This window comes from Vibrio navarrensis (assembly GCF_000764325.1).
Lineage (GTDB): Bacteria > Pseudomonadota > Gammaproteobacteria > Enterobacterales > Vibrionaceae > Vibrio > Vibrio navarrensis.
Genome location: NZ_JMCG01000002.1, coordinates 972,628 through 987,711 on the forward strand (window position 1 = coordinate 972,628; position 15,084 = coordinate 987,711).

General features: G+C 51.0%; 16 protein-coding genes and 1 riboswitch. Of the genes, 9 read left to right on the top strand and 7 right to left on the bottom strand.

Going from position 1 to position 15,084, the window contains the following annotated elements; all coding sequences use genetic code 11:
- The first annotated feature begins 37 nt into the window (after positions 1-37).
- The 6 genes from EA26_RS18825 (at position 38) to mgtE (ending at position 4,908) form a co-directional block, all read left to right on the top strand.
- Positions 38-1,501 (top strand): RNA polymerase factor sigma-54, encoded by a 1,464-nt coding sequence (locus tag EA26_RS18825; protein ID WP_039430674.1) that lies wholly within the window; start codon positions 38-40, stop codon positions 1,499-1,501.
- A 23-nt stretch (positions 1,502-1,524) separates the two neighbouring features.
- Positions 1,525-1,812 (top strand): ribosome hibernation promoting factor, encoded by a 288-nt coding sequence (gene hpf, locus EA26_RS18830; RefSeq protein ID WP_039430676.1) that lies wholly within the window; start codon positions 1,525-1,527, stop codon positions 1,810-1,812.
- 2 nt (positions 1,813-1,814) lie between these two features.
- Positions 1,815-2,273 (top strand): PTS IIA-like nitrogen regulatory protein PtsN, encoded by a 459-nt coding sequence (gene ptsN, locus EA26_RS18835; RefSeq protein ID WP_039430679.1) that lies wholly within the window; start codon positions 1,815-1,817, stop codon positions 2,271-2,273.
- 3 nt (positions 2,274-2,276) lie between these two features.
- Positions 2,277-3,140, top strand: coding sequence for an RNase adapter RapZ (rapZ, locus tag EA26_RS18840; RefSeq protein ID WP_039430682.1), 864 nt, complete (start codon positions 2,277-2,279; stop codon positions 3,138-3,140).
- A gap of 2 nt (positions 3,141-3,142) precedes the next feature.
- Positions 3,143-3,418, top strand: coding sequence for an HPr family phosphocarrier protein (locus tag EA26_RS18845; protein ID WP_039430685.1), 276 nt, complete (start codon positions 3,143-3,145; stop codon positions 3,416-3,418).
- A gap of 134 nt (positions 3,419-3,552) precedes the next feature.
- A complete protein-coding gene (mgtE, locus tag EA26_RS18850) occupies positions 3,553-4,908 on the top strand; it encodes a magnesium transporter (RefSeq protein ID WP_039430686.1) in 1,356 nt (451 codons plus the stop codon).
- A gap of 91 nt (positions 4,909-4,999) precedes the next feature.
- Here mgtE and pmbA read toward each other — a convergent pair whose 3' ends face one another.
- Positions 5,000-6,343, bottom strand: coding sequence for a metalloprotease PmbA (pmbA, locus tag EA26_RS18855; RefSeq protein WP_039430689.1), 1,344 nt, complete (start codon positions 6,341-6,343; stop codon positions 5,000-5,002).
- 117 nt (positions 6,344-6,460) lie between these two features.
- On the opposite strand from pmbA, the gene yjgA reads away from it, so the two are divergent.
- Positions 6,461-7,000 (top strand): ribosome biogenesis factor YjgA, encoded by a 540-nt coding sequence (gene yjgA / locus EA26_RS18860; protein WP_039430691.1) that lies wholly within the window; start codon positions 6,461-6,463, stop codon positions 6,998-7,000.
- Between the two features lie 51 nt (positions 7,001-7,051).
- Here yjgA and thiQ read toward each other — a convergent pair whose 3' ends face one another.
- The 5 genes from thiQ to mpl form a co-directional block, all read right to left on the bottom strand.
- A complete protein-coding gene (gene thiQ / locus EA26_RS18865) occupies positions 7,052-7,756 on the bottom strand; it encodes a thiamine ABC transporter ATP-binding protein (protein ID WP_039430695.1) in 705 nt (234 codons plus the stop codon).
- Positions 7,750-9,345 carry a thiamine/thiamine pyrophosphate ABC transporter permease ThiP gene (gene thiP, locus EA26_RS18870; RefSeq protein WP_039430698.1) on the bottom strand — a complete coding sequence of 532 codons (1,596 nt, stop codon included), beginning with the start codon at positions 9,343-9,345 and terminating at the stop codon, positions 7,750-7,752. Before thiP ends, thiQ begins: the two co-directional genes overlap by 7 nt.
- 9 nt (positions 9,346-9,354) lie before the next feature.
- The gene (thiB, locus tag EA26_RS18875) at positions 9,355-10,347 is read right to left on the bottom strand and encodes a thiamine ABC transporter substrate binding subunit (RefSeq protein ID WP_039430701.1); all 993 of its coding nucleotides are present in this window, start codon (positions 10,345-10,347) and stop codon (positions 9,355-9,357) included.
- 78 nt (positions 10,348-10,425) lie between these two features.
- Positions 10,426-10,546, bottom strand: a riboswitch (TPP riboswitch).
- 29 nt (positions 10,547-10,575) lie between these two features.
- Complete coding sequence (locus EA26_RS18880; protein WP_039430704.1) at positions 10,576-11,214, bottom strand: flavin prenyltransferase UbiX; 639 nt, start codon at positions 11,212-11,214, stop codon at positions 10,576-10,578.
- Between the two features lie 47 nt (positions 11,215-11,261).
- Positions 11,262-12,623: a UDP-N-acetylmuramate:L-alanyl-gamma-D-glutamyl-meso-diaminopimelate ligase gene (gene mpl / locus EA26_RS18885; protein ID WP_039430706.1), complete on the bottom strand. Its 1,362-nt coding sequence runs from the start codon at positions 12,621-12,623 to the stop codon at positions 11,262-11,264.
- Between the two features lie 328 nt (positions 12,624-12,951).
- Between mpl and fbp the strand changes: the two genes are divergently transcribed.
- Positions 12,952-13,968, top strand: a complete 1,017-nt coding sequence (gene fbp, locus EA26_RS18890; RefSeq protein ID WP_039430709.1) for a class 1 fructose-bisphosphatase — start codon at positions 12,952-12,954, stop codon at positions 13,966-13,968.
- A 142-nt stretch (positions 13,969-14,110) separates the two neighbouring features.
- Entirely contained in the window at positions 14,111-14,638 is a 528-nt protein-coding gene (gene ppa, locus EA26_RS18895; protein ID WP_039430711.1) for an inorganic diphosphatase, read from the top strand.
- Between the two features lie 59 nt (positions 14,639-14,697).
- Here the strand turns inward: ppa and EA26_RS18900 are convergent, their stop codons facing one another.
- Positions 14,698-15,045 (bottom strand): gamma-glutamylcyclotransferase family protein, encoded by a 348-nt coding sequence (locus tag EA26_RS18900; RefSeq protein WP_039430714.1) that lies wholly within the window; start codon positions 15,043-15,045, stop codon positions 14,698-14,700.
- Positions 15,046-15,084 lie beyond the last annotated feature (39 nt).

A 15,084-nucleotide genomic window follows, 5' to 3' on the forward strand; every position in this document is an offset into this window, starting at 1 on the left:
CGGCAGATTCTGGGAATAACAAGGTAAGTAATACTGAATGAAACCCTCATTACAACTCAAGCTAGGTCAACAGTTAGCCATGACGCCGCAGCTTCAGCAGGCTATTCGCTTGCTGCAACTGTCGACATTGGATCTTCAACAGGAAATACAGGAAGCACTGGAATCCAACCCTCTACTTGAAGTCGAGGAGAGCCATGACGAGCCACAAGCTAACCATGAAGACAAGCCCAGCAATGAAGGGAACGATTCTGATGATTTCAGCGCCGAAGTCGACTTGCCGGACAGCTCAGACATCATAGAGAAATCCGAAATCAGCAACGAGCTGGAAATCGATACCACTTGGGATGATGTTTACAGCGCGAATACAGGTAATACCGGTATCGCCTTAGACGACGACATGCCTGTGTATCAAGGGGAAACCACCGAAACCCTGCACGACTACCTATCGTGGCAGCTCGACCTTACGCCGTTCAGTGAAACCGATCGCATGATTGCCTTTGCCATCATCGACGCCGTGGACGACACAGGTTACTTAACCATCAGCCCAGAAGAGATTTTAGAAAGCCTAAACAGCAGCGACATTGAGCTGGATGAAGTGGAAGCGGTGAGAAAACGCATTCAGCAATTTGACCCGCTTGGTGTCGCCTCGCAAAACCTGCAAGAGTGTCTACTGTTACAACTCGCCACGTTTCCTGCCGAAACGCCATGGTTGTCTGAAGCCAAATTAATCTTGCTGGAGCACATTGAAGCACTAGGCAACCGTGACTACAAGCTGATCGTCAAAGAGGCTAAGCTCAAAGAAGAAGATCTACGCGAAGCACTGAAACTGATCCAGCAGCTAGATCCCAGACCAGGGAGCAAGATCAACCCGACCGAAGCCGAGTACGTCATTCCCGATGTGTCTGTGTTCAAAGAGAGCGGTAAGTGGAGCGTGGCGATCAATCCCGACAGCATTCCAAAGCTTAAAGTGAATCAGCAATACGCCCAGTTGGGACGCGGAAACAGCGCCGACAGTCAGTACATTCGCAGCAATTTGCAAGAAGCAAAATGGCTAATAAAAAGCCTAGAGAGTAGAAACGAGACACTGCTCAAAGTTGCACGATGCATAGTTGAACATCAGCACGATTTCTTCGAGTATGGGGAAGAAGCTATGAAGCCCATGGTGCTGAATGATGTGGCTATGGCGGTTGAGATGCATGAGTCGACCATCTCCCGCGTGACTACACAAAAGTTCATGCATACCCCCAGAGGGATTTTTGAATTGAAGTATTTCTTCTCCAGTCATGTGAGTACCGACAACGGAGGAGAGTGTTCATCGACAGCAATCCGCGCACTCATCAAAAAACTGGTGGCGGCAGAAAACATTGCCAAACCGTTGAGTGATAGCAAAATTGCTGCGCTACTGGCTGACCAAGGGATTCAAGTCGCTCGGCGAACAATTGCCAAGTACCGGGAGTCCTTAGGCATTGCCCCTTCAAGTCAGCGCAAACGCCTGCTTTAGGCCACAACTGAAAAGGAAAGTCTATGCAAATCAATATCCAAGGCCATCACGTTGATCTTACCGATTCAATGCAAGACTATGTTCACTCCAAGTTTGATAAACTTGAGCGATTTTTTGACCACATCAACAGTATCCAAGTGGTCCTCAAAGTTGAAAAAATTCACCAAATCGCTGAAGCTACGCTCCACGTAAACCACGGCGAAATTCATGCTTCATCCGACGATGAAAACATGTACGCTGCCATAGACTCCCTGGTCGATAAACTCGTCCGCCAGTTAAACAAACACAAAGAAAAACTTAACAGTCATTAACCATGCAACTTAGCACAATACTTTCACTGAACTGCACCAAGAGTGCAGTTCAGTGCTCTAGCAAGAAAAGAGCCCTCGAAATCATCAGCAACCTGGTTGCAGAACACACTGGCCAAGATTCCACTGCCTTGTTTGAGTGCATGCTCAGCCGAGAAAAAATGGGCAGCACGGGTATCGGTAACGGTATTGCCATTCCCCACGCACGCATGACATCTGCTGACCACGCGGTCGCCGTTTTACTGCAATGTGAACAACCGATAGAGTTTGACGCCATCGACAACCGTCCAGTCGACCTTCTGTTTGCGCTTTTGGTGCCAGAAGAACAGTGCAAAGAACACCTGAAAACCCTCTCCTCCATGGCAGAACGCCTGAGCGACAAGCAGGTGCTGAAAATGTTGCGCAATGCCAAAAGCGACCAAGAGTTGTACGACATCATGGTCAGCGAGCAACAGGACGCCTAAGCGATGCGACTCATCATCGTCAGTGGACACTCCGGAGCCGGCAAAAGCGTTGCTTTGCGCGTTCTGGAAGATCTCGGTTACTACTGTGTCGATAACCTGCCAGTCAATCTGCTTGACGCGTTTGTTCAGTCCATCGCCGAAAGCAAGCAAAATGTCGCGGTCAGTATCGATATTCGCAACATTCCCAAACGCATGAAGGAGCTTTCCGAGACCTTAAAGAAGCTCAAAGAGAGCCTTGATGTTTCGGTGGTTTTTCTCGATGCCGATAAAGAGACCTTGCTCAAGCGCTACAGTGAAACTCGCCGCATCCATCCACTTTCTAAGGGTGAACATACCCACACGCTCGATCAAGCGATTGATCAAGAGAAGAAGATCCTCAAACCATTGCGAGAGATTGCCGATATCCTGCTCGACAGCAGCAATCAATCACTGCATGAACTGAGTGAAACCATTCGCACCCGAGTCGAAGGCCATGAACGGAAAGAACTGATCATGGTGTTTGAATCCTTCGGCTTTAAATATGGCCTGCCAACCGACGCAGACTATGTGTTTGATGTGCGCTTCCTACCAAACCCGCATTGGGAACCATCGCTGCGACCCATGACCGGTCTGGATGGCCCGATCAAAGCCTTTTTGGAGCGCCACGAAGAAGTATTAGAACTCAAGCATCAAATAGAAAGCTTTATCGAACATTGGCTACCGATGCTGGAAAAGAACAATCGCAGCTACCTCACTGTGGCGATTGGCTGTACCGGCGGAAAACATCGCTCCGTGTACTTAACTCAGCAAATTGGTGAATATTTTGCCGAGCTTGGGCACAAAGTGCGAATTCGTCACACTGGATTAGAAAAGCGCAACAAGGAATAGCCGTGGAACAGAGTCGCAAGGTATTGATACAGAATCGTTTGGGTCTACATGCACGCGCGGCTGTAAAGTTGGTTGAGCTGGCACAAAGCTTTGAAGCTGAAGTTACCATCGACAATGAAGAGGACAAAACCGCCGCGGCTGACAGCGTTATGGGTCTGCTGATGTTGGAATCGGCGCAAGGGCAATATGTCACCATTCACGCCAAAGGTCCACAAGCACAAGTCGCCTTAGACGCGATTTGCCACCTGATAGAAGACAAATTTGATGAAGGTGAATAATTCGCCAATGTGATGCAAGCGTTGCTCTGACCACTGCAAGATTTGTTGATGAAACTCGCATCTTCTGGTTACTTGCGTATAGAATTAAGTTATTATTCAAAGCATTGTAAATATCCAGGAATCAGGGGGTCACAATGGCAGAGCAAATAGAATTCGACCAAGCTCACCAAGCCCTCCAAGAAGTCACCGAAGCGCTGGAAAACGGCCGCTTCGTCCATGTCCGCCGTCAACTTCAGGACATGGAACCCGAAGATATCGCCCACCTTTTAGAAGCTTCCCCGCGTAAAAGTCGTGAAGTGCTCTGGCAGCTCACCGACCCTGAAGATTACGGTGAAATTCTCGATGAGCTTAGCGAAGACGTCAAAGATAACCTTGTCTCAAAAATGGCCCCTGAAGCGCTCGCTGAAGCCACCGAAGGCATGGATACCGATGGCGTCGCTTACGTTCTGCGTAGCTTGCCAGATAACGTTTCGCGTGAAGTTTTGGCACAGATGGATGCAGCCGACCGCTTACGGGTTGAAACTGCACTTTCCTATCCGGAAGATACCGCGGGCGGATTGATGAACACCGACGTTATCACCATTCGTGGTGACGTCGACGTTGACGTAGTCCTGCGCTACCTGCGTATGAAAGGGGAACTGCCAGAAAACACCGATGCTCTGTATGTGATCGATGAAGAGAGTAAGCTGATAGGCGAGCTCTCTATCACCGCGCTGATTACTACTCAGCCAGACGTGAAAGTCAGCGAAGTGATGGAAGATGTCGATGACGCCATTACAGTTGATACCAGCGATTCCGATGTCGCAAGCCTGTTTGAACGACGTAACTGGATCTCTGCGCCGGTGATTGACGAGAACTACCATCTGGTGGGGCGAATTACCATCGATGACGTGGTCGATGTGATTCGTGAAGACGCCGAGCACTCGATGATGAGTATGGCGGGCCTGAATGATGAAGAAGACACCTTTGCGCCTGTGGTTAAATCGGCGCGAAAGCGCAGCGTTTGGCTCGGCGCGAACGTGCTCGCCGCCCTTGCTGCCGCTTCTGTTTCCAACATGTTTGAAGCCACGCTGGATCAAATGGCGGCTATCGCGGTCCTGATGACCATAGTGCCTTCAATGGGCGGTGTGGCTGGCAACCAAACCGTTGCACTGGTGATTCGTGGCTTAGCACTGGGTCACATCGGTGACTCCAACCGCCGTGAACTCTTGATGAAAGAGGCTGCGATTGGTTTTCTCAATGGGGTGATGTGGGCGCTGATTATTGGCGGCATCGTGGTCGCGTGGAAAGGCAATTGGGTGCTCGGTGGGATCATTTCTGCCGCGATGATGACCAACCTGATTGTTGCTGGCATCGCCGGAGTCTCTATCCCGATTTTGTTGAAAAAGATGAATATCGATCCGGCACTGGCTGGCGGTATGGCACTGACCACCGTTACCGATGTGATCGGATTGTCGGTTTTTCTTGGGCTGGCCACCATTTTGATCTGACTTTTACCAGCCTAATCCAACGCATTAAAAAGGTTGCCCATCGGCAACCTTGTTTGTTTTTAGCGCTTTTGTGTAGCAAGACAACCGAAGGCTATTCACCCGCGATTTTCATCGACTCTAACAAAATCGAGCCTGTTTGAATCTGCGAGCGCGTTTCCACATCACTGCCGACCGCGACAATGTGCGTAAACATCTCTTTGAGATTACCTGCGATGGTGATCTCTGACACTGGGTATTGGATTTCACCATTTTCTACCCAGAAACCCGCTGCGCCACGGGAGTAATCCCCCGTCACCACGTTGACACCTTGTCCCATCACTTCAGTAACCAGTAACCCCGTGCCGAGCTCTTTGAGCATCTGACTAAAAGTCTGCCCGGTTGATTTGACAAACCAGTTATGGATACCGCCGGCGTGACCGGTTGGTGCCATGTTCATTTTGCGCGCCGCGTAACTGGTCAGCAGGTAAGTGGCCAGCACGCCATCGGTAATGATCTCTCTATCTTGAGTGAACACGCCTTCGCTATCAAATGGGCTTGAAGCCAGACCGCGTAGAATATGCGGGCGCTCGCTGATATTGAACCACTCAGGTAGCACCTGATGACCCAATTTGTCGAGCAAGAAAGAAGATTTACGATAGAGATTGCCACCGCTGATCGCCATCACTAAGTGGCCCATCAAACCCGTGGCTACATCCGGAGCAAACATCACCGGGAACTTACCCGTTTTCAGCTTACGCGCATCCAAGCGTTGAATGGTTTTTTCCGCCGCTTCTTGGCCGACTTGCTCTGGCGTCCACATGTCATCGCGATGACGCGCCACGGTATAGCTGTAATCGCGTTCCATCTCACCATTTTTGCCCTCACCAATCACACAGCAACTGATGCTGTGACGGCTCGATGCATAGCTCGCTAGCAAGCCGTGGCTATTGCCATACACGCGCACACCATAGTGGCTGTCATAGCTTGCGCCATCGCTCTGCTTAATTTTATCGCTATAACTCAGCGCTTCACGCTCGGCAGCAATGGCAATCTTCGCTGCGTAATCTGGATCCGGCGTGTCTGGGTGGAAGAGATCAAGGTCTGGGATATCTTTGACCATCAACTCGGCCGGAGCCGGGCCGGAACAAGGATCTTCCGAGGTGTACAGCGCAATATCCAACGCCGCCAATACGGTTTGCTGAATCGCTTTTTCACTCAGATCCGAGGTCGAGGCGCTGCCTTTACGCTGACCACGGTAGACGGTAATGCCAAGCGCGCCATCACTGTTGAACTCGACATTTTCGACTTCACACAAACGAGTAGAGACACTGAGCCCGGTCGTCTTAGTGATCGCGACTTCCGCTGCGTCGGACTGTTGCGCCGCGAGCTCCAACGCTCTGGCAACGGCTGCTTCAAGCTCAATTCTCTGTTGAGCAACTTGCTGTTTTACATCCATATCTCAATAATCTTTGATGAGCGATAGGCTAAGAATAACAAGAATTTCGCTTTCTCCCCACGATTCTTGTTAAAATGGGGCTAATCTTATTGAGAGAAAGTGACATAGGCAGAAAAGATGGCTCGTAAAAACCAAAAAGCGCCATGGGAACCAGAAGAAGAAATCATCATAGTCAGCAAATCTGAGATGAAACGCGATATGGATGAGTTGCAAAAACTGGGGGAAGAGTTGGTTGAACTCAAACCTTCCGTATTGGCGAAATTTCCGATCAGTGAAGATTTGCTTGAGGCGATCAAAGATGCGCAACGTTTTAAAAACGAAGCACGTCGTCGCCAACTGCAATACATCGGCAAAGTGATGCGTCAAGAAGATCCAGAACCGATTCAAGCGGCGTTGGATAAACTGCGCAACAAACATTCACAAAACACGGCGGTGCTGCACAAGTTAGAAACGCTGCGTGATCGCGTGATTGCCGAAGGGGATAGCGCAATTGACGAGGTGGTGGAACTCTACCCTGCTGCGGATCGTCAGCGCTTGCGTCAGCTTGCTCGTACCGCACTCAAAGAGAAGCAAAACAACAAACCGCCCAAAGCGTTTCGCGAAATTTTCCAAGTTCTTAAACAGCTTAATGACGAAGCAATCGCTTCATCGTTGTAAAAAACAAAGGTTGGCCTTGTGCCAACCTTTTTCTTATCCACGTTTCAAACGTTAACTTCCCGCTTGGACAAACTCAGCTAAGGCGCGATTGGCATGCGTGGTGGTTAACTGCGCCATGGTGCCGAACTGCTCAACATGACCATTGGCAATGTAGACAAAATGGCTGGCAATCGCACGAGCATCACTCACGTGGTGCGTCACCATCAATACGGTGATATTGCGCTCCTTGGCGAGATGTTTCACCAGTGCCAACATCTCTTCACGCAACACCGGATCGAGTGCCGAAAAAGGCTCATCCAGCAGCCAGATCGGATTGGGCTGCACAAAGCACCTTGCCAGCGCCACTCGCTGACGTTGCCCTCCCGACAATTGTTGCGGCAAACGCGACAGATAAGACGCAATGCCCACTTGCTCTGCCGCCTGTTGCACCTGCTTGTGCTCGGCAGAGCTCAATTTGAGCCCAGGCTGTAAGCCCAAAGCAATATTTTGCTCCACCGTGAGATGAGAAAAGAGATTGTGCTCTTGAAACAACATGGAAAACGGACGCTGATAAGGCGGCTTGTTGCGTAAAGAGAGTCCGCTGACCGCCATCTCGCCCGATTGCGGTTCAATGAACCCGGCGATCAGCGCCAACAGCGTCGATTTGCCCGCGCCACTTGGGCCCATCAGCGCGACGATCTCCCCTTGCGCGACCTGCAGATCAAAGTGAAACAACGCATCGTGGTAGTAATACTTCACCTGATTGAGAGTTAACATGATTCCTCACTAACGCGGGTGGTAAATAGACGTTCGGTCAGGGCAAAACAGCCGACACTGAGCAGCAGTAAAGTGAGCGAGACCACTGCGGCCGATTCCATCTGGTAACTGCCCAGCAGTTGGAAAAGGTACAAAGGCAGCGTGCGAAAATCTTGGCTACCAAACAGCGCAATCGCGCTAAGATCGCCAATCGCAAACATAAAACAGAGCGCAAACGCTGAAGCGAGCGGTTTCGATAGCGCGCGCAGCTCAATCACCCGCAAGCGGTTTAGGCCGCGTATACCTAAACTGGCACACAGATATTGGTACTGCTGCTCAATGTGCAACATTGGCTGAGCCAAGGTTTTGATCGCGTACGGCAGCGCCATCAAGCTATTGACCAAAACCACCACCACTAACGCTAAGCTAAAAACGTCGGTCACGCTGCGCAGCAGCAAGAAAACACCCGTACTAATCACTAGCCCCGGGGTGACTAAAATGATGGTGCCCACCATCTCCAAACTATCTGCGCGGTGGCGATGTTGCCCAATGCGCCAGATGCGACTGGACGAGAGAATCGCCATGCCGGCCGCCACTGCGAGCGTGGCAGAAAGCAGTGCGACTTGCAGTGATGCACCAAGTGCCGACCAAAAACGAGCATCAGCCAGCACCTCAACCACTTTGCCATTCACCCCAGAGAGCAGCACCATCAGCAGCGGCGGTAACACCAAAAGCGTGGCAGCCAAAATCCAAACGTAGTCCCAAATACGCAGCAGGCCACTGTCGCGCACTAAAAAAGGGGATTCGCTGCCACTGCCAGCAGAAACCGGTAAAGGGCGCGCCAATTTTTGTAGCGCCAGCGCCAAAACGCCGCATAGCAACATTTGCCAGATAGCCAGAATCGCCCCGCTTTGCAGATCGAAATCGAATTTAATCGCCTGATAGATAGCCAGTTCAATGGTGGTGGATTTCGGCCCACCGCCCAACGCCATCACAGTGGCGAAGCTAGTAAAACAGAGCATGAACACCAAGCCGCCGACATGTGGCAACTGTTGACGCAGCCTTGGCCACTCAACAAAACGAAACTTATCCCAAGGTGACATACCGAGGTGAGCAGCCAGTTTATGCTGCTCTGCCGGGATCGATTCCAGCGCTTGTAGCAGCAAACGCGCGGCATACGGCAGATTGAAAAACACGTGAGCAAGCAAAATACCACTCAAACCGTAAATGGAGAACGAGTTCAAGTAGCCCGCTTGTTGCAACAGACTCACCAACCAACCACTGTTGCCATAAATCGCCAAAAGACCAAACACCCCGACCAACACCGGTAAAACCAGTGTTGAGGCAAACAGCTTCAACAGCAGATCGCGACCAGGAAAACGTCGTTTGGCCAACGCCTGCGCCACCGGGATCGCCAAACTGACGCTGAGCAGCATCGACAAAAAAGCCTGCCAGAAACTGAACTGGGTGACATGACGATAGTAAGGATCGCGCCAGATGATGCTCACATCCAGCGAGGGCGCCGTAGAGAGGAGCGCTGCCAGCGCAGCAATGACAAAGGTCGCGATCATCACCGCGACCCCAATGCCCGCTTTAGGTACAGAATTCAACGTGCAGCCTTAAAACGTCAGCGCGCTTTGCCACTCGCGGATCCAAGGCTTGCGCATTTCGGCCACCTTTTCAGGAGTGAAGCTGAGTGATTTCACCGGCACAGTTAAGGTGTCAAAACCCTCAGGCAGTTTTACGTCGGTGACCGGATACATCCAGTTGCCCGTTGGCATCGCCGCTTGGAATTCGTCACTTAAAATAAAGCGCATAAACTCATCGGCCAGTTGCTGTTTTTGGCTGCTTTTCACTTTCGCCGCCACTTCCACTTGCATGTAGTGCCCTTCAGAAAAGCCTGCCGCCGCGTATTTCGCGTCATTTTCCGCAATCAAGTGATAAGCCGGAGAGGTGGTGTACGACAACACCATATCCGACTCGCCTTTGAGGAACATAGAGTAAGCTTCCGACCAACCCTTAGTAACCGTCACGGTCTTTTTCGCCAGTTGCTGCCAAGCTTCGCTGGCGCTATCGCCGTAAACGGATTTGATCCACAACAGCAAACCTTGCCCCGGAGTTGAGGTGCGCGGATCTTGATAGATCACTTTGAGATCGCGACGCTGCTCCACCAGCTCTTTTAAGCTCTTCGGCGGGTTAGCCAGCGTCTCTTTGTTGTAGATAAAAGCAAAGTAGCCGTAATCATAAGGGACAAACGTCGTATCAGACCACCCCTTTGGCAGCGTAACTGCACGGGTATCGACCTGATGTTCTGCCAGCAAACCCGTTGCTTTGGCTTCAGCCATCAAGTTGTTGTCCAGCCCGAGCACCACATCCGCTTTGCTGTTCTTGCCTTCAAGACGCAGACGGTTAAGGATCGACACGCCATCATCCAGCGCAACAAAGTTGACGTCACAGCCACATTTCGCTTCGAACGCTTTTTCGATCGTCGGGCCCGGGCCCCAATCGGCGGCAAAAGAGTCGTAAGTGTAAACAGTGAGGGTGTTATCGGCAGCCAAAGCGGGGGCAGAAGTAACAATCGCTAGGGCAATCAGGTTAAGAGTGGTTTTCACGGCTCGCTCTCCATTTGCGTTGCATGACATGAGTGGAGCGGCACAGGTTTGAAGTCGGTTTTAATCTTCCATTGCGAATTAAATTCCTGACTCAATTCCTACGCCAGCATTATCTGGTTCAGGTATACGGGTCCCAGGCGATGGCCTGATCTCAGCTTCTGCGACAAAAATGCGCAGATGAGCTCCCCGATGAGTGAGGCGGATTGTAATGCGAAACGTTCGCTTTGGCTATACGTGCTCGTCACGCGAGCGGTTATCGTACCCCCAGCGCGGCACTAAGCCTTGCTCGACCCCAAGATGGTCAAGAATGCGTGCGACCATAAAGTCGACCAGATCTTCAATACGTTGTGGTTGATGGTAAAACCCCGGCGCTGCGGGCATGATGGTCACGCCAAGCTGCGATAACTTGTGCATATTTTCCAGATGCAAAGTGGAAAACGGCGTTTCGCGCACCACAAGGATCAATTGACCGCGCTCTTTCAGTACCACATCGGCGGCGCGCTCAATTAAATTATCCGACATGCCGTGCGCTATCGCCGCGACACTGCCCGCAGAGCAAGGGCACACCACCATCTGCTTTGGCGCGGCGGAGCCGGAAGCAACGGGAGAGAACCAATCGTCCTTACCGCACACCACCAGCTTCTCGGCCGAGCAGCCCAGATAATTTACCAGAGTGCTTTGCGCAGCTTGTGGATTGGCGGGCAACTTCAGCCTCTGCTCAGTGGCTAGCACCACGCGCGCGGCAGAAGAAATCAGCAGGTACACCTGATAATCCGCCGCAAGCAGGCATTCAAGCAGGCGTAAACCATATGGCGCACCAGATGCGCCCGTAAACGCCAGTGTGATTGTTTTTTGTTTTTCAGTCATCGTCATTTCAGTTGGCATGATTTCAGTTGGAACGATTATGGGCCGAGTCAGTCAGACGCCTTTTCCAGTGCCGCCAGCAACTTGCCATGAATGCCGTCAAAACCGCCGTTACTCATCACCAAGATTTGCACCCCAGATTTGGCACGGCTGGCAATTTGCGCAACAAACTCATCCATATTGTCACTGGTAAACGCAGGCTGGCGACATTGTGCCGCCACGGCCTCGACCGACCAATCCAAACCCGGCGGTTGGAATAAAAACACCTCATCGGCATGGGCTAACGAAGCAGCAAGCGTCTCTTTATGCACCCCACGTTTCATTGTTGCAGAGCGCGGCTCCAAAACCGCAAAGATCGGTTTGTCGCCCACCTTATTACGTAAACCACCGAGAGTCAGTTCAATCGCGGTGGGATGATGTGCGAAATCATCATACACAGCCACACCATTGACTTCGCCTTTGAGCTCTAAACGGCGCTTGGTATTGATAAATTGGCCGAGGGCCTGACAGGCAAGATCGGGCGTCACGCCGACATGGCGCGCCGCCGCAATCGCCATCAGCGCATTATCGACGTTGTGGTCGCCCACTAAGTCCCAGTTGACTTCGCCCACGCATTCACCTTGGAAGAAAACCGCAAAGTGCGAACCATCTTTGACTCGCTTTTCCGCTTGCCACTGGCCATCCGCGCCAGAAAACTCCTGCTCGCTCCAGCAGCCACGTTGCAAAACGTCCGCCAAAGCCGCATCTTGCTGTGGAGCAAGAATGCGTCCGTTGCCCGGAACCGTGCGCACCAGATGGTGAAATTGCCGCTTAATCGCTTCCAGATCATCAAAGATATCCGCATGATCGAACTCAAGATTATTCATGATCAAGGTGCGTGGATGGTAGTGGACGAACTTAGAACGCTTATCGAAAAAAGCACTGTCATATTCATCGGCTTCCACAACAAAAAACATGCTTTCTCCCAAACGCGCCGAGACACCGAAGTTGCCGAGCACACCACCGACCAAAAATCCCGGCTGATAGCCGCATGCGTCTAAAATCCACGCCAGCATGCTTGAAGTGGTGGTCTTGCCATGCGTGCCTGATACCGCCAACACCCAACGATCGTGCAGTAAGAACTCCTGCAACCACTGCGGCCCTGAGGTATAACGCAAGTTGTGGTTAAGTACGTACTCAACACACGGATTGCCACGACTCATGGCATTGCCAATCACCACCAGATCAGGAGCAGGATTTAACTGAGAAGGGTCAAAACCCTCTATAATTTCAATACCTTGAGATTCTAAAAGTGTACTCATTGGTGGGTAAACATTGGCGTCCGATCCCGTCACCTTATGGCCTAACTGCCGGGCCAAAATCGCGGCGCCGCCCATAAAAGTGCCACAGATCCCTAAGATATGAATATGCATGTTGCTCGTCCTGCTCTATGAAATTTTTGCCCCTCCCATTATCGCGATAACGCTCGGAAAAGCGAGGGCGATCGTCTGGCTTCTGCTCGGCGGCGCAAAATTCCGCCACTTTGTTGCGCTTTTTTTGTGCAACATCGCCACAAGTTCCCGCCTAAGTTGATGTAATTTCTTCGCTAATAGTCGACAAGCAAATTGAGATCTCGGTCGGTTAGTTCATTACCATTAATAAGATCTAAACCTTACACTTACCGCGAGCGCAAACGATAACATCCATAAGAGATGCTCGCTCACTACCCCCGATTAATTCAGAGAAGTTTAAGGAAATAACATGTCTGGAATGCGCACCCTTGGCGAGTTCATTGTTGAGAAACAAGCGGACTTCCCCCACGCTAGCGGTGATCTGTCATCTCTTTTGTCGTCCATTCGACTGGCGGCGAAAATCGTCAACCGTGAAATCAACAAAGCGGGTCTGGTTGATATCACCGGTTCTGTCGGTACGGAAAACGTGCAGGGCGAAGCTCAACAAAAGCTCGACGTTTACGCCAATGAGAAATTCAAATCTGCGTTAGAAGCTCGCGACCAAGTGTGTGGTGTCGCCAGCGAAGAAGAAGATGAAGCGGTCGCGTTTAACAAAGAGTTAAACAAGAATGCCAAATACGTTGTGTTGATGGATCCGCTGGACGGCTCATCGAACATCGACGTCAACGTCTCCGTCGGCACCATCTTCTCGATTTATCGTCGCGTGTCGCCAATTGGCACACCACCGACACAAGAAGATTTTCTTCAACCCGGCCACAAGCAAGTGGCAGCGGGCTATGTGATTTACGGCTCATCCACCATGTTGGTGTACACCACAGGTAATGGCGTCAACGGCTTTACTTACGACCCATCGCTTGGCACGTTCTGCCTATCGCATGAAAACATGATGATCCCGCAAGATGGCAAGATTTACTCCATCAACGAAGGCAACTACATTCGTTTCCCAATGGGCGTCAAAAAATACATTAAGTACTGCCAAGAGAATGTGCCTGAAGATGGTCGCCCGTATACGTCACGCTATATTGGCTCGCTGGTGGCGGATTTTCACCGCAATCTGCTTAAAGGCGGCATCTATCTCTACCCGAGCACGCAGAGCCACCCGAACGGTAAGCTACGTCTGCTGTATGAATGCAATCCAATGGCCTTTCTGATTGAGCAAGCTGGCGGCATTGCCTCTGACGGGGTGAACCGTATTCTCGATCTCAAGCCGACTGAACTGCATCAGCGTGTGCCGTTTTTCGTCGGTTCAACCAATATGGTGAAGAAAGTCGAGGAGTTCCTCGAACTGCATCGTGACGAAGCCTAAAACCTTCTCGCAAAGCGCCTGCAACCGCAGGCGCTTTTTTGTTAGATGCGATGAAAAACGCCTTTCTCACTGGTTTACATCCTGAGTGATTTGCGGCTAAATTGGGGCCATTCAGCCCAAAAATAACAGAAAAGGAAAAGTCATGAGCTTAAACAACGTACCTGCGGGTAAGTCGCTACCAGATGATCTGTATGTCGTCATTGAGATCCCAGCCAACGCTGACCCAATCAAATACGAAGTCGATAAAGAGTCTGGCGCGGTTTTTGTTGATCGCTTTATGTCGGCGCCAATGTTCTACCCATGTAACTATGGCTACGTAAACCACACGCTCTCATTAGACGGCGACCCAGTTGACGTACTCGTCCCAACCCCTTACCCGCTGATGCCGGGTTCTGTGATTCGTTGCCGCCCAGTTGGCGTGCTGAAAATGACCGACGAATCGGGTGAAGATGCAAAAGTTGTTGCGGTACCGCACTCTAAGTTGTCCAAAGAGTATGACCACATCCAAGATGTTGGCGATCTACCTGAGCTGCTCAAAGCGCAAATCACCCACTTCTTCGAGCGCTACAAAGAGCTGGAAACGGGTAAATGGGTGAAAGTGGATGGCTGGGAAGATGTCGAGTCGGCTCGCAAAGAGATCCTAGAGTCTTACCAACGCGCGCAAAAGTAATCCAGCGCACGTTGTCCAGAGCAAAAGAGCCAGAAACAAGTCTGGCTCTTTTTTTTCGCTTAAACCCGCTGGCACCAGTCGCCGGATGCGATCTCATTGACCAGCTTACTGCTGTCTTGATAGAGATAAATCCATGCAGTGCCAAAAGGCGTTTCAATGGTTTCTCGACGATACTCCACAGGCACGTCTTCCAGCTTATCGAGCGCCTGTAAGGTATGATCGTCAATCAGATACACCTCACCACTGATGGCCGTGTTACCATCACTTACCGCAGGATACTCTCCCAGATCATACAATTTATAATCCAGCCCGCTTTGACAACTGCCCAAACATTGACTTTGCGCTAGATAGTGGTGGTTTGCTTCCCCTTTGCGAAGGGTTCCATAAACAAAAACCAGATGCTGCATACGCTCTCCCTGCTTCTGTGGTGCATGCTCTTGGGATGA